Annotated in this window: 21 protein-coding genes; 15 read left to right on the top strand and 6 right to left on the bottom strand. The window is 61.6% G+C overall.

Going from position 1 to position 20,959, the window contains the following annotated elements; genetic code table 11:
- Nucleotides 1–110: 110 nt before the first annotated feature.
- Together spxB and ACYVRZ_RS02540 are read left to right on the top strand one after the other, a co-directional pair.
- Nucleotides 111–1,847, top strand: coding sequence for a pyruvate oxidase (gene spxB, locus ACYVRZ_RS02545; RefSeq protein ID WP_461224502.1), 1,737 nt, complete (start codon nt 111–113; stop codon nt 1,845–1,847).
- A 110-nt stretch (nt 1,848–1,957) separates the two neighbouring features.
- The gene (locus ACYVRZ_RS02540; RefSeq protein WP_461224501.1) at nt 1,958–2,812 is read left to right on the top strand and encodes a patatin-like phospholipase family protein; all 855 of its coding nucleotides are present in this window, start codon (nt 1,958–1,960) and stop codon (nt 2,810–2,812) included.
- 165 nt (nt 2,813–2,977) lie between these two features.
- On the opposite strand, the gene ACYVRZ_RS02535 is transcribed toward ACYVRZ_RS02540, so the two are convergent.
- On the bottom strand, nt 2,978–3,466 hold the full coding sequence (locus ACYVRZ_RS02535) for a nucleoside 2-deoxyribosyltransferase (protein WP_461224499.1): 489 nt from the start codon (nt 3,464–3,466) through the stop codon (nt 2,978–2,980).
- 23 nt (nt 3,467–3,489) lie between these two features.
- Here ACYVRZ_RS02535 and ACYVRZ_RS02530 point away from each other — a divergent pair, with 23 nt between their 5' ends.
- Complete coding sequence (locus tag ACYVRZ_RS02530) at nt 3,490–3,936, top strand: GNAT family N-acetyltransferase (protein WP_461224498.1); 447 nt, start codon at nt 3,490–3,492, stop codon at nt 3,934–3,936.
- On the opposite strand, the gene ACYVRZ_RS02525 is transcribed toward ACYVRZ_RS02530, so the two are convergent.
- Nucleotides 3,921–4,874: a Gfo/Idh/MocA family protein gene (locus tag ACYVRZ_RS02525; RefSeq protein ID WP_461224496.1), complete on the bottom strand. Its 954-nt coding sequence runs from the start codon at nt 4,872–4,874 to the stop codon at nt 3,921–3,923. The genes ACYVRZ_RS02530 and ACYVRZ_RS02525 overlap by 16 nt on opposite strands.
- A 101-nt stretch (nt 4,875–4,975) precedes the next feature.
- Between ACYVRZ_RS02525 and ACYVRZ_RS02520 the strand changes: the two genes are divergently transcribed.
- Both ACYVRZ_RS02520 and ACYVRZ_RS02515 read left to right on the top strand, forming a co-directional pair.
- Nucleotides 4,976–5,461: a hypothetical protein gene (locus ACYVRZ_RS02520; RefSeq protein WP_461224494.1), complete on the top strand. Its 486-nt coding sequence runs from the start codon at nt 4,976–4,978 to the stop codon at nt 5,459–5,461.
- A 42-nt stretch (nt 5,462–5,503) separates the two neighbouring features.
- Nucleotides 5,504–6,118 (top strand): glycoside hydrolase family 73 protein, encoded by a 615-nt coding sequence (locus ACYVRZ_RS02515; RefSeq protein ID WP_461224492.1) that lies wholly within the window; start codon nt 5,504–5,506, stop codon nt 6,116–6,118.
- A gap of 99 nt (nt 6,119–6,217) precedes the next feature.
- Here ACYVRZ_RS02515 and ACYVRZ_RS02510 read toward each other — a convergent pair whose 3' ends face one another.
- A complete protein-coding gene (locus tag ACYVRZ_RS02510; RefSeq protein WP_461224490.1) occupies nt 6,218–6,712 on the bottom strand; it encodes a hypothetical protein in 495 nt (164 codons plus the stop codon).
- A gap of 334 nt (nt 6,713–7,046) precedes the next feature.
- Nucleotides 7,047–7,559 (bottom strand): hypothetical protein, encoded by a 513-nt coding sequence (locus ACYVRZ_RS02505; RefSeq protein WP_461224488.1) that lies wholly within the window; start codon nt 7,557–7,559, stop codon nt 7,047–7,049.
- Nucleotides 7,560–8,111: 552 nt separating this feature from the next.
- Here ACYVRZ_RS02505 and ACYVRZ_RS02500 point away from each other — a divergent pair.
- The 5 genes from ACYVRZ_RS02500 to ACYVRZ_RS02480 all read left to right on the top strand — a co-directional run bounded on the left by ACYVRZ_RS02500 (nt 8,112) and on the right by ACYVRZ_RS02480 (nt 13,377).
- Complete coding sequence (locus tag ACYVRZ_RS02500; RefSeq protein ID WP_461224486.1) at nt 8,112–8,690, top strand: xanthine phosphoribosyltransferase; 579 nt, start codon at nt 8,112–8,114, stop codon at nt 8,688–8,690.
- A gap of 9 nt (nt 8,691–8,699) precedes the next feature.
- Nucleotides 8,700–10,028 carry a nucleobase:cation symporter-2 family protein gene (locus ACYVRZ_RS02495; protein ID WP_461224484.1) on the top strand — a complete coding sequence of 443 codons (1,329 nt, stop codon included), beginning with the start codon at nt 8,700–8,702 and terminating at the stop codon, nt 10,026–10,028.
- Between the two features lie 9 nt (nt 10,029–10,037).
- Nucleotides 10,038–11,144, top strand: a complete 1,107-nt coding sequence (locus ACYVRZ_RS02490) for an ATP-grasp domain-containing protein (protein WP_461224482.1) — start codon at nt 10,038–10,040, stop codon at nt 11,142–11,144.
- 39 nt (nt 11,145–11,183) lie between these two features.
- Nucleotides 11,184–12,482 (top strand): adenylosuccinate lyase, encoded by a 1,299-nt coding sequence (gene purB, locus ACYVRZ_RS02485; RefSeq protein WP_461224480.1) that lies wholly within the window; start codon nt 11,184–11,186, stop codon nt 12,480–12,482.
- A 109-nt stretch (nt 12,483–12,591) separates the two neighbouring features.
- Nucleotides 12,592–13,377, top strand: coding sequence for a Cof-type HAD-IIB family hydrolase (locus ACYVRZ_RS02480; RefSeq protein WP_461224478.1), 786 nt, complete (start codon nt 12,592–12,594; stop codon nt 13,375–13,377).
- 449 nt (nt 13,378–13,826) lie between these two features.
- Here the strand turns inward: ACYVRZ_RS02480 and yidC are convergent, their stop codons facing one another.
- Nucleotides 13,827–14,786 carry a membrane protein insertase YidC gene (gene yidC, locus ACYVRZ_RS02475; RefSeq protein ID WP_461224476.1) on the bottom strand — a complete coding sequence of 320 codons (960 nt, stop codon included), beginning with the start codon at nt 14,784–14,786 and terminating at the stop codon, nt 13,827–13,829.
- Between the two features lie 98 nt (nt 14,787–14,884).
- On the bottom strand, nt 14,885–15,163 hold the full coding sequence (locus ACYVRZ_RS02470) for an acylphosphatase (RefSeq protein ID WP_461224474.1): 279 nt from the start codon (nt 15,161–15,163) through the stop codon (nt 14,885–14,887).
- A 77-nt stretch (nt 15,164–15,240) separates the two neighbouring features.
- Here ACYVRZ_RS02470 and ACYVRZ_RS02465 point away from each other — a divergent pair, with 77 nt between their 5' ends.
- The 5 genes from ACYVRZ_RS02465 (at nt 15,241) to pheT (ending at nt 20,953) form a co-directional block, all read left to right on the top strand.
- Nucleotides 15,241–15,999, top strand: coding sequence for a TrmH family RNA methyltransferase (locus ACYVRZ_RS02465; RefSeq protein ID WP_461224473.1), 759 nt, complete (start codon nt 15,241–15,243; stop codon nt 15,997–15,999).
- A 91-nt stretch (nt 16,000–16,090) separates the two neighbouring features.
- Entirely contained in the window at nt 16,091–16,582 is a 492-nt protein-coding gene (locus ACYVRZ_RS02460; RefSeq protein ID WP_461224472.1) for an HD domain-containing protein, read from the top strand.
- Nucleotides 16,583–16,803: 221 nt separating this feature from the next.
- Complete coding sequence (locus ACYVRZ_RS02455) at nt 16,804–17,163, top strand: winged helix-turn-helix transcriptional regulator (RefSeq protein WP_461224470.1); 360 nt, start codon at nt 16,804–16,806, stop codon at nt 17,161–17,163.
- 325 nt (nt 17,164–17,488) lie between these two features.
- Nucleotides 17,489–18,535, top strand: a complete 1,047-nt coding sequence (pheS, locus tag ACYVRZ_RS02450) for a phenylalanine--tRNA ligase subunit alpha (protein ID WP_461224468.1) — start codon at nt 17,489–17,491, stop codon at nt 18,533–18,535.
- Nucleotides 18,536–18,538: 3 nt separating this feature from the next.
- Nucleotides 18,539–20,953: a phenylalanine--tRNA ligase subunit beta gene (pheT, locus tag ACYVRZ_RS02445; RefSeq protein WP_461224467.1), complete on the top strand. Its 2,415-nt coding sequence runs from the start codon at nt 18,539–18,541 to the stop codon at nt 20,951–20,953.
- Nucleotides 20,954–20,959 lie beyond the last annotated feature (6 nt).

The raw sequence follows: 20,959 nt of genomic DNA, 5'->3' as shown, positions 1-20,959 counted from the left end.
GCCTGTTTTTGCGTGAGCATATTCTTGGCGGTCGGGCCGGGGGTGGTGGTACCCTTGGATCAGCGCCGATTACGTGGCGGCGCCCACCCAGACCCGCAAGGAGGCACACGATGGGACAACTCAATGCAGCAGACGCCATGCTCAAGGTCATTGAAAGCTGGGGCGTTCGAAACATCTACGGTTTGCCCGGCGGCTCGTTTGATTCGACGATGAACGCGCTGCACAACCGGCAGGGAACGATTCGCTACATCCAGGTTCGCCACGAAGAGTCCGGGGCCCTGGCCGCCGTCGGGGAGGCCAAGGTCACGGGCCAAATCGGGGTTTGCTTTGGCTCCGCCGGCCCCGGGGCGGTTCACCTGCTCAACGGCCTGTACGACGCCCAGGCCGACCGGGTGCCGATCCTGGCGTTGGTCGGCCAGGTGCCGACTGCGACGATGAACACCAACTACTTCCAGGAGATGAACGAAAACCCGATGTTCGCGGATGTGGCCGTCTACAACCGCACGGTGATGACCGCCGCCCAGCTGCCGGGTGTGGTCGATGAGGCGATTCGTCGCGCCTACGCCCAACGCGGTGTGGCCGTGATCACGCTGCCCAAGGACCTGGGCTGGCAGCCAATCGAGGACGATTACGTCTCCTCGGCGCCGCTGCACCGACCGCCGCTTTTGCCGCAGCCCGAAGCAGCGCAGGTGGCGGCGGCCTGGGCGCTTTTGGCCGCCGCCAAACGGCCGCTGCTCTACATCGGCCAGGGGACGCGCGGGGCCGGGGCCGAGGTGCTGGCGCTTGCGGCGCTTTTGCAGGCGCCGATTCTGAGCTCGGCTTTGGCCAAGGGCGTGGTGGCAGACGATGAGCCGGCTTACATGGGCTCGGCCGGGCGGGTGGCCTCAAAGCCCGGCGTCGAGGTCGCACGGGCCGCCGACACCGTGCTGATGCTGGGCACCGACATGCCCTTTCAGGCCCACTTCATTCGCCCGGACGCCACCTACATTCAGGTGGACACCTACGCCACCAAGTTCGGGCGGCGCCACCAAGTCGACCTCGCGCTCCTGGCGGATGCCAAGGCCGTGATGCAGGCGCTACTCAGCATCGGCCGGCAGCTGCCTGCGACGCCGTGGTACCGCGCGGCCTTGGCCGCTAAGCAAAACTGGCGTGAGTGGATTCAAGGTTTTGAAAATGCGGCCGCCACGCCGCTGCGGGTCGAGCCGCTGTTCAAGGCAATCAACGACTACGCGACGGCCGATGCCATTTTCCAAGTCGATGTCGGCAACGTCACCATCAACGGCATGCGCTACCTGCGGCTGAATCCCAAGCAGCGCTTCACCACCAGCGGCTGGTATGCGACGATGGGCTACGCGCTGCCGGCGGCCATCGGGGCTTCGGCCCATTACCCTAAGCGTCAAGTGTGGTCGATCTCAGGCGACGGTGGGTACGCGATGGTCATGCAGGATCTTTTGACCCAGGTCAAGTACCGCATGCCGATCATCAACGTGATTTTGACCAACGAGAGCCTCGGCTTCATCGAGGCCGAGCAAGACGACACCAGGCAGCCGCACTCGGGCGTCGATTTGATCGACGCGGATTACGGCACCGCGGCCACGGCGCTTGGCGCCACCGGCTTCGAGGTTCGCACCCTGGCCGACCTGCAAGCCGTTTTTGCCGCCCTGCCGACGACGACCGGGCCGGTGGTGATCGATGTGAAAATCTCGAACCTGCGGCCGCTGCCGGTCGAGCAGTTGGTGCTAGACGCCCAAACCCAGGACCCGGCGGCCGTCGCGGCCTTCAAGCAACGTTACTCGGCGCAGGACCTGGTGCCGCTGCGACAGTTTTTGGCCCAGGCAGGGGCGTAAGGCCGTTGGGTAACGCGTGTCTTGCAGGCGAGCTTGGGCTGGCTCGCCTGTTTGGGGTGGTGGCAACGCCTTGGCGAAAGGCGTAAAATAACGCCATTGGAGGCGATTGAATGGAAAAAACGGCTTTGGTATTGGAAGGCGGTGCCCTCAGGGGACAATACACCGCCGGGGTTTTGGACACCTTTTTGGCCCAAGGGCTGCACTTTGACACCGTCATCGGCGTGTCGGCCGGGGCGTTGTGCGGGACCAATTACGTGTCCGAGCAGTTCGGCCGCACCACGCACGTGAACGTCAATTACCGCCACGATCGCAACTATATCTCGCTGCGCCGGGCCCTGCGCCGCCAGGACGTGATCAACCTGGACTACCTCTTTGCCCCGCACGGTGCCGGGTGGGAGGACTTTGACGCGGCGACTTACAACGCAAGCGCTACCCAGTTCGTGGTGGTCGCGACCAGCGTCACCAACGGGCGGCCGGTTTACTTCGTTCACCCCAAGGACGCCGAGCTGGTCGAGGCGCTGAAGGCCTCAAGCGCCATGCCGTTCATCTCCGCGCCGCAAGACACCCGGTTGGGGCTGTGCCTGGACGGCGGCATCACCGATTCGATTCCCTACGCCTACGCTCAGGCGGCCGGTTTTGCCAAAATCGTGGTGGTTCGCACGCGAGAACGCGCCTACCGCAAGGCGGCGACCTCGCCGGTGCTGGCCGCGGCCTATCAGCACACGTTCGGAGAGCATCCGCGCTTCGTCGAAGCGGCCTGTGCCCGACCGGAGATGTACAACCGCCAGGCGACGGCGCTGGATGAGCTGGAGGCCGCCGGTGACGTGTTCGTGATTGCCCCGCAGGAACCGGTGACGGTCAAGCGCCTGGAAGGCGACACAGACAAGCTGCAGGCACTGTACGAAACGGGCCGCCGCGAAAGCGCCGCGGCCTTTGAGGCACTGTCGGCTTACCTGGCCAAGTGACGCCGGTACAAAACGCCCCTGCTTCGGCTGATGCCGGGGCAGGGGCGTTCGTTGTGCATGGGCAAGGCGAGAACCTACAATAGTGCTGTCAGGAGTGCTGTCAGGCGCCGCCGCTCGCGGGTTGAAGGCTCGGCGTTCGCCCGAGTCCCCGGTTCTCGGCCAGTCCTAGTGCTGGGTTGCCTCCAGCCGCCGAGTCAAGTCGGCGACAAGCGCCGCGACGTTGTTGTAAACGGCGCCGTTGAGCTTGATCAGTCCGACGGTGTAGAGGTTCAGGTAGTGAAACTGGTTTTCGGCGACCTGGCTCAGGGCGGCGAGCTTCTGCGCGTTGTCGAAGCCCTGCTGCCGCGAGTCGGTGTAAAGCCCCAGCACCGGAATGCCCTTGGCGTAGGCAACGCCGATTTCGCTGGCGACGCCGGCGTCGATCACGGTGCCGTCCAGCACCGCAATCATCAGGTCGGCGGCCAGCACCTCTTGGGTGTCGGCCTGGGCGATCATGGTCGAGTCGGCGTAGGCGTTTTTGTCGTTGATCGCCGCGTTCTCCTGGGGCAAGTAGATGTCAAGCGCCGGCAGCTGGTCGCGCAGCTGGGCGACCAGCCGCTGGTTGAAGGCGAAGTCGGCCTGAGAGAACAGGCCGTTGGCAAAGTAAATTTTCATGGGGTCCTCCAGAAAGGAATCAGATGCAAATTGAGTTAGTGACTGGCAGCCGCAAGCCTTACCGGCAGCTGCTGCTGTTAGGGGATGAAGACCTGTTGATGCTGGCGCGGTACGCGGCGCAGGGCCAACTGTTCGGCGGGTTGCAAGGCCAAGAGCCGGTGGCCGTCGCGCTGGTGGTGACACAGGGCAGCACGTGCGAGCTCAAGAACCTGGCGGTGGCTACGCCTTGGCAGCACCAAGGGCTCGGCTTTGCCATGGTCAACCACGTGCTGGATTATTACCGCGGCGCCTACGCGCGGCTGGTGGTCGGCACCGGCGACGCGGATTTTGCCAACCTGCGCTTCTACCGCCGGCTGGGCTTTCGCTTCTGCGGGGTGCGGCGCGACTTTTTTGACGCCTATGAGCCGCCGGTGGTTGTCGATGGGCTGAGGATGCACGACATGGTGATGCTCGATCACTCGTTGGGGTAGCTGAAGCCCCAGGCCTTGCGAGCCGCGGTCATGATCGCCATCACGTCGCGCGTCCAAGCCAACGTCGGGTTCTCGCCGGTTTCAACGGCCTGGGCCATGTCGTGGGCCTCGTAGGCCAGCGCCTTGGCGCCTTCGCCGGCCAGAATCACCTGTGACAGCTTGTCGGGGTCGGTGAAGGTTGCCTCCTGGCTGCGCGGGTACTCCAACACGCTGTAGTAGCCGCCTTCGTAGGCGACGGTGCCAAGTTTGGGCATCCGCGCCTCGAGGTTCAAGGCGACCGTCACCATTTCGTGGTTGGCGTTGTTGAGCAACAGGGTGCTTTGGCCATCGACGCCGCTTGCGGTCGGGGTCCACTGGGTGGCCACCAGGTGCGGCGTGGCGGTCAAAAAGCGCCGCGCAAAGCTCAGCGCGTAGACGCCGATGTCAAGCATCGCGCCGCCACCGAGCTGGGGGTCGTACAGCCGGGCGTTGGGCTTGCCCTGGGCAAAGGAGCCGAACATCACGTTGATGGTCTTGAGCTTGCCCAGGTCCTTGGCGGTTTCGATCAGCTGTGGGTACAGCGGCATGTGGTAAATGGTCTGGGCCTCCATCAAGATCAGGTGGCGGCTTGCGGCCAAGGCGATCAGCTCATCCAGCTGGGCGAGGTTTTCGGTGATTGCCTTTTCGGCCAGCACGTTTTTGCCGGCGAGCAGCGCCTGCTTGATGTTCTCGTAGTGGAAATTGTGCGTGGTCGCGACGTACACGATGTCGATGTTGGAATCGGCGAACAGCGCCGCGTAATCGGTGAAGGCGTGTTGCGCGTGGTACTTGGCGGCAAAGGCCTGGGCCCGGCCGAAGTCGTGGGCGGCCACGCCGTAGAGAACCTGATCTTTGGGCAAGGCGGCGGCGAACTGACTGCCGATGCCGCCCAGGCCGATGATGCCCCAGTTGTGTGTCATGTGCATTCCTCCCAGATTGTGATGACTTAATGTTAGCACAAAGCGGCCCCTGATTCTGCTACAATGGAGGGGTAACCAATTGAAAAAAAGGGGCGGATTCGATGAACGATCAGACGTTACTTGAACTGGCAGCCTTGACGCTTGCGGCCGGTGGCGAGGTGGCCAAAAACACCTGGCTGAACCAGCTGCACGTGCCGCTTGAGGCGGTGTTGGCCGGGGATGCGGCGCTGACGGCCAACCAGCGCGGCCGGCTGCGCTACCTGTTTTCCGATTACGAGTGGATGCTGGCCAACAAGGTGGCGGTGCAAGACCAGGCTGCCCCGGCCGAGCAAGGCGTCGGCTGGCGCTACCAAAACGCCAAGGCGACCATCGCCTTGGCCTGGCTTCAGGCCGGCGCCGCCACGGCGGTCACCCAAAGCCAAAGCGGCACGGCGCATCTGGAGATTCGCCGCGGCTACGGCATGCGCGGCCTCGATGACATTTTGGACTTCGCCGTGCCGGCACCCGTGGCCAAGAAGCTGGAGACCCAAAAGCTTGACTTGCTGGAATGGGCCCAGGCCCAGCTGCCGGCCCCGCAAGCGGAGTAGGCGCGAGCCAGACCCCAAGACCCACAGGAATGGAGTGACGAGATGGCGCGGCGACGCAAGATCCCAATGTTTGTGACCGTCGTGATCGGCCTGATGCTGACCGCCGTGGCGGTGGTGTCGGTGCAGACGCTGATGACCCGCCGCGACCTGGCGCAACAGGCCAGCGTGGCCAAAAGCCAAAGCGCAAGCGTTTTGGCTCAAAAAGAGGCGTTCATCACCCGGTTGGCGCCTTACGCCAAGACTCTGCAGACGCAGTACCAGGTGCTGCCCAGCATCACCTTGGCCCAGGCGATTCTCGAGTCCGACTGGGGCCGCTCGACCTTGGCCAGCCAGTACCACAACCTCTTTGGCATCAAGGGGACGGACCCCGAAAAGACCAAGCTCTTGGCAACCAAGGAGTACGTCAACGACCAGTGGGTGACGGTCAAGGCGCGGTTTGTCGTCTACGACAGCGACCTGGCCTCGATGAAGGCCCATGCGTTGCTGTTCGTCAACGGCACCGCCTGGAACAAGAACCAATACGCCGCCGTTCGCGCCGCCAAGGATTACCAAACCGCGGCCCACGCGCTCAAGACGGCGGGGTATGCCACCGACCCGGATTACCCGGCCAAGCTGATCAACGTGGTGCAGACCTACAACCTCACACGCTACGACTAAAGCCCGCTTGCCTGGGCTTTTTGTGTCCCATCAGCGATTGAGGTGAGACAAAAAGGCCGCACAGGCGCCTGTGCGGCCGGTTAGACCTGGTGGCGGCCACTAGCGGTCGCCTTGTTTCAGCTTGAGAACGCGCCTTGAGGACTGGTTCAGCCGGCGGACGAACGCGGGGCGGCTGCTATCTTTGAGGGCGTCGTTGGTGTCCAGGTAGATCTCGGCGGTCCACTTGCCGGTTTTGGTGCCAGGTGGCGTCAGCACCACGCGGTAGACGATTGGACTGTTCGTCAGGGTGAGGCGGCTGTCGTCTTTGCCTTGGTACTTGGCGTAAGCACGACTGGCCTTCAGCGAGGCGGCGTTGGCCAAGGTGTAGTTGTACCACGCAACGCCGCTGAGCGGACCAGTGGCTTCGCGATAGACCTTTCGCCGCACGGTGTAGGTCGTAAAGCCCGCATCGGCCAAGGCGTGGTCGGCGCGTTGCGTCACCCGATAGATGGTGTAGGCGTCGCGGCCCCACCACACCCCGGTGATGGCGAGCAACGTCAACAGGATGATGAGCCCTGTTTTGCTTCTGGGTTTTAGGTGCTTCCATTTGATCATTAATAGCTTCCTACCTTATATGGCTTGTATGCAGCGTAGAAGTAGTCTGGCAACGAGCTAGGTGCGATAAAGAAGGAGGTGCCGGTTGCAACTTTTAAGCTTCCCGTCCCGTATTTAAACGATTGCCAAACCAGTTTAGAGCAGTAGTTTGGACTGAATACAGTTGGCCCAGCCCCTAAACCGTAAGTGATATGGCGGTTTTTTTGAAAGAGTGAGTACTGCTCCAGAATTTATAATCGGCATATGTTGCTGCCTGTGTTCCGATGCCTTTTCGTGGACGCCAGATTTGTGTCCAATTCTTGATGTGCGATTTAATCCATGATCGCGTCGTATACTATCGATTGTTGTCGGAGATGCCAGTAACGGTCCAGTTGAGAAGATTCCCCCCACCATGCATTTCTAGGACATAATTGTGAGTGGTCGCGATTGCGGCATGACCGAATCCGCCACTGTTGACAATTAAGATGTCTCCCTTTTTTACATCATGAACAAAGCGTTCAATGTTTGCCGCCGCCGATCTCGGCTTGATGGCTGGAATATTTGGATCAACATTTGAACCATCAGGCATTGCGCCGAAGCCGACTGCTTGAAACCATTCGTTGTAGGACGTGAATGGCATACCGCCGGCCAGCTGTTGCGTATAAATCTGAAATCCTTCCTCGTAGGCACATTGAAACGCGTGTTCACTGTACGTAGTCGGATTGATAATACCCGAGTCAACCCCTACCTGATAAAGTGACTTAGTGGATGTAGTTGCACGCACAACCTCACCACTAAGTGAGATGGTTGTGATTAGCGTACAACAAATAGCAGTCGCTTTAATCCTCTTTAAAGAACTAAGTTTCATGTTTAACCCCTCCGTTGTGCGAAAGAAATTGCTTTCACTACGTCTGGATGGTGACACTTCGAACTGAAAATTCGAAGTGAATGTCATGCGCATGTGATTAGAAGTTCTTGAAGTTCTGAAGAGATTGGCGACGGCGTTGCGTCGGCGCGTCGATAAATGATAAACCCGTCATCCAGTGCGAATGGATTGTGTCGGATGGATACGGTACCGCGCAGATTGCACTTCAGTTGTTCAATCGGCGGCGTCGGCTCCAATCGCACGAGCTGAGCAGTTCTCAAGCGCGACGACGACAACCGCGCGGATTGGGCGGCAACTGGCTCAGCCCGTTGCGCCTGGGTGACCGCGTGGCCTGTCGTGATGGGGCGGCCGCTAATCGTTTTGGGGGAGTGGGTTGTCCACGGAGACTTGAAAGTGGTCGATTCACCGATTTTTTCGCCGCATTCACCTAAAATGTTCGGATAAAGGCCCGATGTATCGCGGATTCGGTTGCAAATTCGCCGTCTGGGTGGTAAAATTTGGAAAATTTAACTCTTGAAAAGGATGTGCTTACTGGTGAAATTACTGGAAGACCGAATCGAACGCGACGGTCAGGTGTTGGGCGAAGATGTGTTGAAGGTCGATAACTTCCTGAACCATCAGATTGACCCCGACTTGATGACGGCGCTTGGCGCGGAGTTTTACGCGCGGTTCAAGGACACGAAGATTACCAAGATCCTGACCGTCGAAAGCTCCGGCATTGCGCCGGCCTTGGCCGCTGGCATGCAGTTCCACGTGCCAGTCGTGTTCGCCCGCAAGCACAAGTCGCTGACCCTCAAAGACGACCTGTACACCGCCGAGGTCTACTCGTTCACCAAGAAGACCGCCAAAATGATTGCCATCGCCCAGAAGTTCCTCGGGCCCACCGACACGGTGCTCATCGTCGATGATTTCCTGGCGAACGGCCAGGCGGTCGAGGGGCTGATCGACATCATCGGCCAGGCCGACGCGACGCTGGCCGGGGTCGGCATCGTGATTGAAAAAACCTTCCAGAAGGGCCGCAAGCTGCTGGACGACCGCCACATTCACGTGGAGTCGCTGGCGCGAATCGCCGCCTTTGAGAACGGTCACGTGGTGTTTGAGCAAGAAGACTAGGAGGGCGTCATGAATAAACAGCCAGATGTTTCCGCACCAAAGGCCGCAGTGCTGGGCATCCAGCACCTGCTGGCGATGTACTCAGGGTCCGTCCTGGTGCCGATTCTGATCGGCGCCTCGCTGCATTTTACCGGTGAGCAGATGACCTACCTGGTGTCGATCGACATCTTCATGTGCGGGATCGCCACGGCGCTGCAGATTTTTGCCAACAAGTTCTTCGGCATCGGGCTGCCGGTGGTCTTGGGCTGCGCGGTGCAGGCCGTCGCGCCCTTGATCATGATCGGGCAGAAGTTCGATTACCGCACCATGTACGGGGCGATCATCGCCGCCGGGCTGTTCGTGTTCCTGATTTCCGGCGTGTTCGCCAAGCTGCGCCGCTTCTTCCCACCGCTGGTGACCGGGACCTTGATCACCGTGATCGGGCTGTCCCTGATTCCGGTCGCGTTCCAAAACCTCGGTGGTGGCGACACCGCGGCCAAGTCCTTCGGCAATATGGGCAACCTCGCCATCGGGGCCTTCACCGTGCTGTTGATTCTGGCCTTCAACGTCTGGGGCCGTGGCTTCGTTCGCTCGATTGCGATTTTGATCGGCCTGGTCGGGGGTACCGTGCTCGCCGGGCTGATGGGGCAGGTCAGCTTCGCCCCGGTGGTTGAGGCCAGCTGGTTTCACGTGCCGACGCCGTTTTACTTCGGGACCCCGAAGTTCGAGTGGAGCTCGATTGTCACGATGATTCTGATTTCGCTGGTCTCCATGGTCGAGTCCACCGGCGTGTTCTTCGCCTTGGGGGATGTCGTCGGTCGCCGCATCGAGCAAGATGACCTGCGCCGCGGCTACCGCGCCGAGGGGCTGGCGGTCTTTCTCGGTGGGATTTTCAACACCTTCCCGTACACCACCTTCTCCCAAAACGTCGGGCTGGTTCAGCTGTCCGGGATCAAAACCCGTAAGCCGGTGATGTTCTCCGCGCTGTTTCTGGTGATCCTCGGCCTGCTACCGAAGGTCGGGGCGCTTGCGACCATCATCCCCAACCCGGTGCTGGGCGGGGCGATGCTGGTGATGTTCGGCATGGTGGCCGTGCAAGGCATTCGCATGCTGCAGCAAGTCGACTTCCACGACGATAAGAACCTGCTGGTCGCCGCGATTTCGATCGGCCTGGGCCTGGGCGTCACCGTCCAGCCCGACATCGTGCAGTTCCTGCCCAAGACGGCGCAGCTGCTGTTCTCCTCGGGGATTTTGATGGCCTCGATCAGCGCGGTGGGGCTCAACCTCCTGTTCAACGCCCGGACCCCGCAGCCCAAGCTTGAGATCAAGGATGGCCTGAACGAGAAAGACGCACAATAAGGGGAAGCTATGAGTCAATTTATTCAACCCGGTGCCGTGCTGGGCATCGTCGGCGGGGGGCTGGAGGCTTACCGCCTGGGCATGACCGCGCGGCAGCTGGGGCTCAAGGTCGTGGTGCTGGCCCCCGATGACGGCGACGTCGCCTTTGCCGCGGCCGACATGCCGCTGGTCGGGGCCAGCACCGATTCGGCCGCCTTGGCCCGGCTGGCCGAGGTGACCGCCGTGATCACTTACGTCGATGAGTTCGTCAACGGGGATGCCCTGGCCGAGCTGACCACCGCGCGGCAGCTGCCAAGCGGCGTCGACATCCTCGCCGTCACCCAGGACCGCTACTTGGAAAAGGTGTTCTTGGACGACCTGAACATGAACACCCTGCCTTACGCCCAGGTGGTGACACCGCAAGACGTCACCAAGGCCGTCGAGTCGGTGGGCTTTCCCGCCATCCTCAAGCCGATTCAAAAAAGCCTCGGCCACGACGCGGCGCTGTTGCTCAAGTCGCCGCAGGACGTGCAGGCGGCGGCCGGACTGCTGGCCACGCGGCCTTACGTGATGGAGGCCTGGTTGGATCAGCCGACCGAGTTTGCCGTCGCCGTGGCCAAAAGCGGCGATGTGGTGCAGGTGATGCCGCCGGTGCAAAACGTCTTTGATCACCACCTGCTCAAGGCATCGCTGGTGCCGGCGGTGGCCGACGCGGCCGTCGCCCAGGAAATCACCCGGGTGGCGCGGGTCATCGCCAAGCGGCTGACCTACGCCGGCGTTTTTGGCATCGAGTTCTTCATGACCGCCAACCAGACGCTGTACGTCAAGCGCGTGTTCCCGGGACCGCAGCCCAGCGGCGCGATCCTTGCGCCGACCACCGGCACGTCGGCCGAGGAGCTGCACCTGCGGGCGCTGCTCGGCTGGCCACTGCCGGCGGTCAACGTGCTGCGGCCCGGGGTCTTGTTGCCGCTGTATGAGGCCGACCGCGCCGCGGCGATGACCCAACTGGCCATCAAGCCGGCCTGGCAGTTTCGCTTTTACCCGGCCGGTGCCGGGGCCATCGGTCAAGTCGCGGTGTTCGGCGACCGTGCGTTGGTCGCCCAGGCGATCAACGCCACGGACCATTTTCACCTGTAACGCAGTAGAAGAAGCGTCATCCCCAAAAGGAGGAAGAACATGATCGAGCGATACAGCCGCCCCGCGATGGCGGCGGTGTGGACGGAAGAGAACCGCTACAAGGCCTGGCTTGAAGTCGAGATTTTGGCCGCCGAGGCCTGGTCCACTCTGGGTGAGATTCCGGTAGAAGACGTCAAGAAGCTGCGGGCTAACGCCAGCTTCACCGTCGACCGGATTCACGAAATCGAGGCGGTGACCCGCCACGACGTCGTCGCCTTCACCCGCACCGTGTCCGAGTCTTTGGGCGCCGAGAAGAAGTGGGTTCACTTCGGGCTGACCTCAACGGACGTTGTCGACACGGCGCAGGGGTACGTGCTCAAACAGGCCAACGCGATCCTGCGCGAGGACTTGGTGGCGCTGCAAGCCGCCTTGGCCAAGCTGGCCAAGGCCTACAAGCACACGCCGATGATGGGCCGCACCCACGGCGTCCACGCGGAGCCGACCACCTTCGGGCTGGTGGTCGCGACCTGGTACGCCGAGATTACCCGCGACATCGCGCGGTTCGATGAGGCGGCGGCCGAGGTCGAGGCCGGCAAGATTTCCGGTGCGGTCGGCACCTTCGCCAACACCCCGCCGGCGGTCGAGGCCTACGTGACGGAACACCTCGGCATCCGCGCCCAAGACATTTCCACCCAGATTCTGCCGCGCGACCTGCACGCCCGCTACATCCAGACGCTGGGGCTGATTGCGACGTCGGTCGAGCGCTTCGCCACCCAAGTGCGGCACATGCAACGCACCGAGGTTCACGAAGTCGAGGAGCACTTCAACCCGGGGCAAAAAGGCTCCAGTGCGATGCCGCACAAGCGCAACCCGATTGGCTCCGAGAACGTCTCGGGCCTGGCGCGGATCATTCGCGGCTACAGCATTCCGGCACTTGAAGACGTCAACCTGTGGCACGAGCGCGACATCTCGCACTCAAGCGCCGAGCGGGTGATGCTGCCGGACGCCACCGGCCTGTTGGACTACATCCTGCACCGCTTCACGACCATTATCGCCAACCTCGACGTGTTCCCGGAGACGATGCTTGAAAACATGAACAAGACCCACGGGCTGATTTTCAGCCAGCGGGTGATGCTTAAGCTGATCGAGGCCGGGCTGTCCCGCGAGGCCGCCTACGACCTGGTCCAGCCCAAAACCGCCCAGGCCTGGGACGAACACCGCGACTTCCGGGCGCTGCTTGAGGCCGACCCCAACGTCACCGCCAAGCTCACCCAGGCCGCCCTCGACGACGCCTTTGATTACCACTACCACCTCAGCCACGTCGACGAGATCTTCGCTCGCGTCGGGCTGGGAGAGTAGCCAAAACGCCACGCAACCGCGTGGCGTTTTGGTGTCCCGGGCGACCGCGGATTGCCGGCGCGGCGACCGTGCAGTATGATGGTGACATTGAAGCCCAAAGGAGTATCCGATGACCCAAGCTCTCGTCTTTTTTGATCTCGATTACACGCTGCTGGACGACGCCAAGCAGGTACCGGCGGCCAACCTGGCCGCGATTGCCGCGCTTCAGGCCAACGACTGCCTGCCGATTCTTTGCACCGGCAAGAACTACTGGGAGGTTGCCGACCTGGTGGCGCAAACCGGCATCGACACGCTGGTTTGCGCGAACGGCGCCGATTTGTACGTTAAGGGCGAGCACGTGACCCAGCAGCCGATCGGCCGGCCGCAGCTGCGCCGGCTGCTGGCGGCCGCCGACGCGGCCAGCGTGCCGGTGGCGATGTTCAACGACGCCACGGTGGTGGTCAACCGCGCGACGACGGCCACGCAACGGGAATTTGAGATGATGCACCAGCCGCAGCCGGCGGTGGTGCCGACCTTTTTCGAGCACGAGCCGGTGTGCATGTGCCTGCTGTTCGTGCCGGATCAGCCCGACCAGCAGTCGCTGACGCGAGCGGTCACCGCCGCGTTCCCCGAGTTGACCTTTTACCGCAACGGGCCCTTCGCGCTGGACGTGGTGGCCAACGGCATGACCAAGGGCACCGGCATCGCGCTGCTACAGGCGCGACCGGCCTTCGCCGGGGTCAAGACGTTCGCGTTCGGCGATGGCAACAACGACCTGCCGATGTTTGCACAGGTCGACGTCGCCGTCGCGATGGGCAACGCGCTGCCGAATGTGCTGGCGGCGGCCGATTACGTCACCGCCGACTACCTGCACGCCGGCATCCCCAAGGCACTGCGGCATTTCGGCCTGATCTGACTGGCCAGAGTTGAAGACACGCAAACACCGCCAACCGGGGCAACCGGTTGGCGGTGCTTTGGTTTTGAACACACACCACGGCGCGGCAAAGCCAGCGCGGTGTGGCACGTATGCGAACGGGGATGGAACTCGGCGACCCAGCCAATTTCTGGACTCAAACCAGGGCTGTTTTCTTTTACGCGAATTTCTTCGTCGCTAGACACTCACGCCGCGGACGTGGTCGACATAGGTCGACGTTCATCAGATGAGGATGAGGAAATTGGCTGGGCCGTCGCCGAACATGGATCACCCATACCCGAATCGTAACATGGAGTCGAGTGAAATGCAAGCGCTTCACGCGTCTTATGAATGTAAAATTCTTGTAAATGGTGCATACAGGCAACTGTTCACCACGAAGACAATAAAAAAGCGGCCCTCTTGCGACTAAGCGAGAGGGCCGAATCAATCTGTTAATCGTGGTGGCGGTGCTGCTTGCCGGCGTTGCGGCCGTGAGTCCGGCGCTCCGGGCGGCCGTTGTCGTCGCTGGCTTCAACGGCGGTCGGTTCCGGTTCCGGCTTGGCAAAGGTGGTCTCGTCGACGACGATCACCGGTGGGTTCTCGGCGAGGTCCTTGTCCATCCGGGCGCGAATCGCCGGGGTGATCACGTAGGTCACGATGACCTGCTGAACCAAGATAATGATCCCGCCGGCCAGGAAGTACAGGCCGAGCCCGGCGTTGTACATCATGCAAAAGAAGAAAGTCATCAGCGGGCTCAAGAAGGCCGTGGTCTGCATCTGCTTGCGCTGTTCCGGCGGGTAGGTCTGCAGCATGATGAAGCTTTGCGCGACGTACAGCAAGGTCGCGATGATCGTGATCACCATGCTGGATTGGCCCAGCGCGATGCCGAAGAACTTGCTTGAGGAAATCTCGGGCGAGTAGGCGACCGCCTGGTACAGGCCGGAGAAAATCGGCAGCTGAATCAACAGCGTCAAACAGCCCATCTGCGGAATCATGCTGGTGCCGTTCTTGCGGTAGACATCCTGCATCATCTGGTTGAGGCGCAGCGTGTCTTCTTGGCTGTGCGGCTTTTTCATCTCCGCTTGAATCAGGTCGATCTGCGGCTTCAAGACCTTCATCTTTTCCTGCGACTCGGTCATGTTCTTTTGCTGGCGCAGCATTAGCGGCAGCAGGATCAGCCGCACGACCACGGTGATGATGATGATCGCGATGCCGTAAGCGCTGGCGGTGCCCAGGTTGTTGGCAATCCATTCCATCAAGTTCTGCAGCGGCTTGCCAATCCAGGTGTAAAAGACGCCGAAGAAGCCCTTGGGCGGCTTCATCTGCGTGGTGGTTCGCTTGGCGCAGGCGGTCAAGAGCAAGGCGACGCTGCTCATGCCGCCGAGTAGCGCCCATTTTTTCCAATTACGCATGTTGTCTGTCCCTTCAATATGTACTGCCAACAATCATACTTGAAGCCAGGGTGTGGCGCAACCCGACTGAAGGCTGATTTTGCCGCGTGTCACACGCATCACCGCACCGAAAAGCGGCTGTAGGCGGGAATCGGGTCCAGCACCTGCTCGTGGTAGCTTTGCACCTTGCCGCTGGGACTGGGGCTGGCCTTGACGGCGGCGGTGAACTTGGTCATCGCCGCCTCGGGGCCGACCGCCTCGATCAAGACGGTGCCATCCGGCTGGTTTTGGACCATGCCGACGATGTGCAGCTGCTGGGCCACCATCAGGGTCATCCAGCGAAAGCCGACGCCTTGGACGCGGCCGCCGACCTGAATTCGTTTTGCAATCATTGCCATGTGTCTCCCTCCAATTTATCTCCTATTTTAGCATAATTGGCGGTGGGCTATGGTAGACTGAAGGCCGGAGGTGCGACATGGAATACATTCAATCTGCTAAAAACGAGCACATCAAAAACGCCAAGAAGCTGGCGACTAAGAAGTACCAAAAGGAGGGGCAAGCCTACCTGCTGGAAGGGTGGCACCTGGTGGAAGAGGCGCTGATGAGCGGCATCACGCCCAAGCGCATCTACGCCACCGAGAAGTACCTCAACGAGCGGCTGCTCAAGCCGCTGTACGACATCACCACCGAGATTTCGGAAGACGTCGCCAAGCACCTGAGCGAAACGCCGACGCCGCAAGGGATTTTTGCGGTGCTGCCGCGGGTCCCAGGCAAGCTGAGCGAGCCGGTGTCCGGTCAGTTCCTGCTGCTGGACGGCATTCAAGACCCCGGCAACGTCGGCACCCTGGTTCGCACCGCGGATGCCGCCGGGGTGGCGACCGTGGTGTTTGGCAACGGCACCGCCGACGCCTTCAACCCCAAGGTGCTTCGCGCGATGCAGGGCAGCCAGTTTCACGTCAACATCGTGACGGCACCGCTGCTTGACGTGATTCCGCAGCTGCAGGCCGCCGCGATTCCGGTGTACGGCACCGAGCTGAACAAGAACGCGCAGGGCTACCAGGACGTGGCCCCGGCCGCCCAGTTCGCGCTGGTGGTCGGTAACGAGGGCAACGGCATGAGCCCAGCGGTTTTGGCCCGAACCGATGCCAACCTTTACATTCCGATCAAGGGCCGCGCCGAATCGCTCAACGTGGCGATTGCCGCCGCCGTCGTGCTCTTTCACCTGACCGCCTGATTAAGAGTTGCTTAATCTCGTGCCAGCCACCGGTGGAACCTGTTATACTTAAGGCGTGTTGAACGACAGGCACAAGAAGTGACTTCGATCGATGGCAGAACTGACTTGGCAGACCGATACCGAGTACCTGGCGCTGGTGGCCGATCTCTTGGCTCAGCCGGCGGTTCAAAAACTGGCGAACTACACCCAGCACCATTACTCCAATCGGTTGGATCACTGCATCAGCGTTTCTTACCGGAGCTTCCTGCTGGGGAAGAAATGGCACCTGAATGTCCGCGCGTTAGCTCGCGCGGGGCTGCTTCACGATCTGTTCTATTACGACTGGCGGACGACGAAGTTTGACTTAGGCACACACGCCTACATTCATCCGCGCATTGCCCTGCGCAATGCGGAGAAGCTCACTGACCTGACACCGATGGAGAAGGATATTATCATCAAGCACATGTGGGGTGCCACACTGGGCTTGCCGAAGTACCGCGAAAGTTTCGTGGTCTCCTTGGTCGATGATTACGCCGCGGTCGACGAGGTACTCGTCCCGTGGCTGAAGAAGGTCCGTCATCCCTTCCGCTACAGCCTGAACTGATCGAGGGCCACGCCAGCCGGCGTGGCTTTTTTGGTCCGGCGCCGGGGCGGCGGCGAGGGGCCGGACCATCGGGCCGCCACGGCCAAGCGTCAAACGGCGGCCGGTGGGGCCAGCACCGTGGCCCTTTGGCACCGCCGCCGCATTGGCCCTTGTAATCTTCGCCGAATGCGTTATACTAATACTATCTAATTGTAAGTGCAAATTCATGAGGTGAGAAGATTATGGCTGTGAGCATTGCGACGACAACGAGTGAGTGCGACAAACTGACGCTTTGTCCTAAGTTTACCAAGACCTTTGCGATTCTGGGCAAGAAGTGGAACGGGATGATCCTCGAGGTGCTGTTGAACCACGGCCCTTCCCGCTTCAAGGACATCGCCGGGGCAATCACCAAGTGCTCCGATCGCGTCTTGGTCGAGCGGCTCAAGGAGCTTGAAGGCGAGGGTTTGGTCGATCGCATCACGCACCCGAACTCGGCTTTGATCGAGTACGCGCTGACCGGCAAGGGCGCCGCCTTGAGCCCGGTGATGGCCGCCGCCCACACCTGGGGCGACGCCTGGCTCTCGGACGCCGAGTGCGAGTAGTCACTGGCCTTGTTGCGCCGGGCAAAACGTGCTACACTGAACCCATCCGAATCAACCAAATACGATGACGAAAGCTCGGGTTGGCGACCTTTGCAGGGAATGGCACTCACAACTGGAAGGTGCCTCAAGGTCTAGAACCTGTTTTCACTTTCAGAGTAGACTTTTGAGGCCTCGCCAAGAAAGCTCCGGTCCTGCCGTTATGCTGTTGAGTTGCACGATTATTTCGTGAACAAGGGTGGTACCGCGACGCTTCGTCCCTTATGGGGCGAGGCGTCTTTTTTGCGTCTTGCCGCGATTGTGACCATGTCAAGAAAGGAAGTTCACCATGGATCTTAAGACCAAGTTAGAGCACCTGTTCGAAGAGAACCACCAGCAGATCAAGGAGACCCGCGACCTCGATGCGCTGAACCAGATTCGCGTCGGCCTGCTGGGCAAGAAGGGCCCCATCACCGAGGTGCTGCGCGGCATGAAGGACCTGAGTGCGGAGGACCGCCCCAAGGTCGGGGCCTTCGCCAACAAAATCAAGGCCGACCTGCAAGACGCAATCACGGAGCGCAAGGATGCCTTGGAACACGCCGCGATTCAAAAGCGCCTGGCGGATGAAACCCTCGATGTGACCCTGCCCGGAGACGCCGTGGTGCAAGGGACCCCGCACATCCTGGCGCAGATCATGGACGACGTCGAGGAGTTCTTCATCGGCCAGGGCTACCAGGTGGTCGACGGTCCCGAAGTCGAGGAGGACCACTACAACTTCGAGATGCTGAACATCCCCAAGGACCACCCGGCCCGGGACATGCAAGACACGTTTTACATCGACTCGCAGCTTTTGATGCGGTCGCAGACCAGCCCGGTTCAGGCCCGGACCATGGAGATTCACGACTTCAAGAAGGGCCCGCTCAAGATGATCAGCCCCGGCCGCGTCTACCGCCGCGACGACGACGACGCGACCCACAGCCACCAGTTCCACCAGATCGAAGGCCTGGTGATCGACAAGCACATCACCATGGCCGACCTGAAGGGGACGCTTTTGGCCTTGGCGCAGCACGTGTTCGGCGCCGACCGCCAGATTCGCCTGCGGCCGAGCTTCTTCCCGTTCACCGAGCCTTCCGTCGAGGTCGACGTGTCTTGCTTCCGCTGCAACGGCGCCGGTTGCCCGATCTGCAAGTACTCGGGCTGGATCGAGGTGCTCGGGGCCGGCATGGTTCACCCGAACGTGTTGAACGCGGCCGGCGTCGACGCCGACGTCTACGGCGGCTTCGCCTTTGGGCTTGGTCCCGACCGCTTCGCGATGCTTAAGTACGGAATCGATGACATCAGAAGCTTCTACCAGGGCGACCTGCGCTTCTTGTCCCAGTTCCAACAGGAGGGTTAATTCATGGATGTTTCATACGCTTGGCTCAAAGAACTGGTGGACGTACCGGCCACCCCTGAGGAACTGCTGGATAAGGTCTCTCGCACCGGCATCGAGGTCGACTCGGTGCGTTACCCGGACGACCGCAAGATGAAGAAGGTCGTGGTCGGCAAGGTCGTCGAACTCAAGGACCACCCGGACTCCGACCACCTGCACATCGCCCAAGTCGACGTCGGCGAAGACGCGTTGCGTCAGATTGTCTGCGGGGCCCCGAACATCGCGGTGGGGCAAACCGTGATCGTCGCCTTGCCGGGGGCCCGCATCGGCGGCAACGAGAAGATCAAGAAGGGCAAAATGCGCGGGGTGGAAAGCCTCGGCATGATCTGCGCCTTGCAGGAACTCGGGTTCAGCGATTCCGTCGCCCCAAAGTCCTTTGACGCCGGCATCTACGTCTTTGATGAGCCGCTGGTGCCGGGCAGCGACGCCTTAGAGGCGCTGGGGATGCACGACGCGATCTTGGATTTTGAGATCACGCCCAACCGCGCGGATGCGCTGGGCATGCGCGGGGTGGCCTGGGAGGTCGGCGCGACCTACAACACCGTGCCGCACTTTGAGGACAAGCCGGTCGTCGAAACCGGCAAGCCGGTGGCCGATTACCTGAAGGCCACGGTTCAAGACGCCGCGGACGCCCCGAGCTACCAGATGCGCGTGGTCGACGGCGTCACCGTCAAGGACTCGCCGCTTTGGCTGCAGCGCCGACTCTGGAACGCCGGCATCCGGCCGATCAACAACATCGTCGACGTGACCAACCTGATCATGCTGACTTACGGCCAGCCGCTGCACGCCTTCAACCACGCGGCCTTGACCAGCCACGAAATTCTGGTTCGCCGCGCCGCCGCCGGTGAGCACCTGAAGACGCTCGACGGCAACGACCACGAGTTGGATCCCGAAGACATCGTGATCACCGATGGCACCAAGCCGGTCGCCCTGGCCGGTGTGATGGGGGGGCTGGACTCTGAGATCACTGAGGCCACGACCACCGTGGTGATCGAGGCCGCCAAGTTCGCCCCGACGCCAGTTCGCCGCACGGCGCTGCGCCACAACCTGCGTTCGCAGGCCTCCGCGCGGTTCGAAAAAGGCATCGACGTCGGCAGCATCAACAAGGCGCTGGACGAAGCCGCGCGGCTGATGGCCGCGCTTGGCGACGGTGAAGTCGCCAAGGGGACGCTTGCGGCCACCAGCATTCCCGCCGAGCCGGCCGTGGTCGACATCTCGCTGTCGCGCATCAACCACGTGCTGGGTACGACGCTTGACGCAGACGTCGTCACCGCCATTTTCAAGCGGCTGGGCTTTGGCGTCACCGAGGCCGATGGGCTCTTCGCTGTGTCCGTGCCGACGCGGCGCTGGGACATCGCCATCGAGGCCGACCTGATCGAGGAGGTCGCGCGAATCTACGGTTACGACAATCTGCCAAGCACCCTGCCGACCACCACGATGACCATCGGCGCCTTCACCCCTAAGCAGGCGCGGATTCGCCGCACCCGCAAGCTCCTTGAGGGGCTGGGGCTGACCCAGGTGATTTCCTACAGCCTGACCAGCGTGGCCAAGGCCGGTCGCTTCATGATTGCACCGGGGGAGGAGACCCATGTCGCCTTGCCGATGACCGAGGATCACGCGGCGCTGCGACGCAACCTGGTGTCCGGGTTGGTCGACGCCATCGCCTACAACGTGGCGCGGAAGCAGACCGATCTCGCGCTTTACGAGCAGGGTCGCGTGTTCCTGCGCAGCAGCGGCCACACCCGCCCGTCCGAGCACGAGTACGTCGCCGGGGCCATCAGCGGCAACGTGATTGCCAAAAACTGGCACCAAGCTGCCCAGCGGGTGGACTTCTACTACGTCAAGGGCATCGTCTCGGCGCTTTTGGCCGACTACCGGCTCAAGGCCACGCCGCGCTTTGAGGCCCTGACCACGCTGCCCGAGCTGCACCCGGGTCAAAGCGCCGCGATTGTCTTGGGCGACCAGCAGATCGGGCTGATCGGCCGGCTGCACCCGCAGTTCGAGGCCGAAAACAGCCTGCCGGAGACCTACGTGTTCGAGCTCAACTTGGACGCCTTGATGGCCGCCGACAGAAGCCAGATGCAGGCCGTGCCGGCGCCGAAGTTCCCGGAGATGACCCGCGACATCGCGGTTCAGGTGGCCACCAGCGTCACCAACGCCCAAGTTCAGGCCAAGATTCAGGAGGCTGGCGGCAAGTACCTGCGCGACATTCACCTGTTCGACCAGTACCTCGGCGTCAACGTCGGTCCGGGTCAAAAGAGTCTGGCCTACACGCTGACCTACCGCAGAGACGACGCCACCCTGACCGAAGACACCGTCAACGCGGCATACGCGGCCGTGACGACGATTTTGCAAGAGCAGCTGGGGGCCCAGATTCGCTGATCGCCT

It is taken from the genome of Lacticaseibacillus suihuaensis, from assembly GCF_054785075.1.
This window is presented reverse-complemented; position numbering and strand designations above follow the sequence as displayed.

Coding starts and splice junctions, on each gene's coding strand:
- ACYVRZ_RS02510 (WP_461224490.1), bottom strand. CDS start 6,712: ATGATCAAATGGAAGCACCTAAAACCCAGAAGCAAAACAGGGCTCATC.
- ACYVRZ_RS02460 (WP_461224472.1), top strand. CDS start 16,091: ATGGCAGAACTGACTTGGCAGACCGATACCGAGTACCTGGCGCTGGTG.
- pheT (WP_461224467.1), top strand. CDS start 18,539: ATGGATGTTTCATACGCTTGGCTCAAAGAACTGGTGGACGTACCGGCC.
- ACYVRZ_RS02520 (WP_461224494.1), top strand. CDS start 4,976: ATGAACGATCAGACGTTACTTGAACTGGCAGCCTTGACGCTTGCGGCC.
- purB (WP_461224480.1), top strand. CDS start 11,184: ATGATCGAGCGATACAGCCGCCCCGCGATGGCGGCGGTGTGGACGGAA.
- ACYVRZ_RS02525 (WP_461224496.1), bottom strand. CDS start 4,874: ATGACACACAACTGGGGCATCATCGGCCTGGGCGGCATCGGCAGTCAG.
- ACYVRZ_RS02470 (WP_461224474.1), bottom strand. CDS start 15,163: ATGGCAATGATTGCAAAACGAATTCAGGTCGGCGGCCGCGTCCAAGGC.
- pheS (WP_461224468.1), top strand. CDS start 17,489: ATGGATCTTAAGACCAAGTTAGAGCACCTGTTCGAAGAGAACCACCAG.
- ACYVRZ_RS02530 (WP_461224498.1), top strand. CDS start 3,490: ATGCAAATTGAGTTAGTGACTGGCAGCCGCAAGCCTTACCGGCAGCTG.
- ACYVRZ_RS02480 (WP_461224478.1), top strand. CDS start 12,592: ATGACCCAAGCTCTCGTCTTTTTTGATCTCGATTACACGCTGCTGGAC.
- ACYVRZ_RS02495 (WP_461224484.1), top strand. CDS start 8,700: ATGAATAAACAGCCAGATGTTTCCGCACCAAAGGCCGCAGTGCTGGGC.
- yidC (WP_461224476.1), bottom strand. CDS start 14,786: ATGCGTAATTGGAAAAAATGGGCGCTACTCGGCGGCATGAGCAGCGTC.
- ACYVRZ_RS02455 (WP_461224470.1), top strand. CDS start 16,804: ATGGCTGTGAGCATTGCGACGACAACGAGTGAGTGCGACAAACTGACG.
- ACYVRZ_RS02465 (WP_461224473.1), top strand. CDS start 15,241: ATGGAATACATTCAATCTGCTAAAAACGAGCACATCAAAAACGCCAAG.
- ACYVRZ_RS02490 (WP_461224482.1), top strand. CDS start 10,038: ATGAGTCAATTTATTCAACCCGGTGCCGTGCTGGGCATCGTCGGCGGG.
- ACYVRZ_RS02540 (WP_461224501.1), top strand. CDS start 1,958: ATGGAAAAAACGGCTTTGGTATTGGAAGGCGGTGCCCTCAGGGGACAA.
- spxB (WP_461224502.1), top strand. CDS start 111: ATGGGACAACTCAATGCAGCAGACGCCATGCTCAAGGTCATTGAAAGC.
- ACYVRZ_RS02535 (WP_461224499.1), bottom strand. CDS start 3,466: ATGAAAATTTACTTTGCCAACGGCCTGTTCTCTCAGGCCGACTTCGCC.
- ACYVRZ_RS02505 (WP_461224488.1), bottom strand. CDS start 7,559: ATGAAACTTAGTTCTTTAAAGAGGATTAAAGCGACTGCTATTTGTTGT.
- ACYVRZ_RS02515 (WP_461224492.1), top strand. CDS start 5,504: ATGGCGCGGCGACGCAAGATCCCAATGTTTGTGACCGTCGTGATCGGC.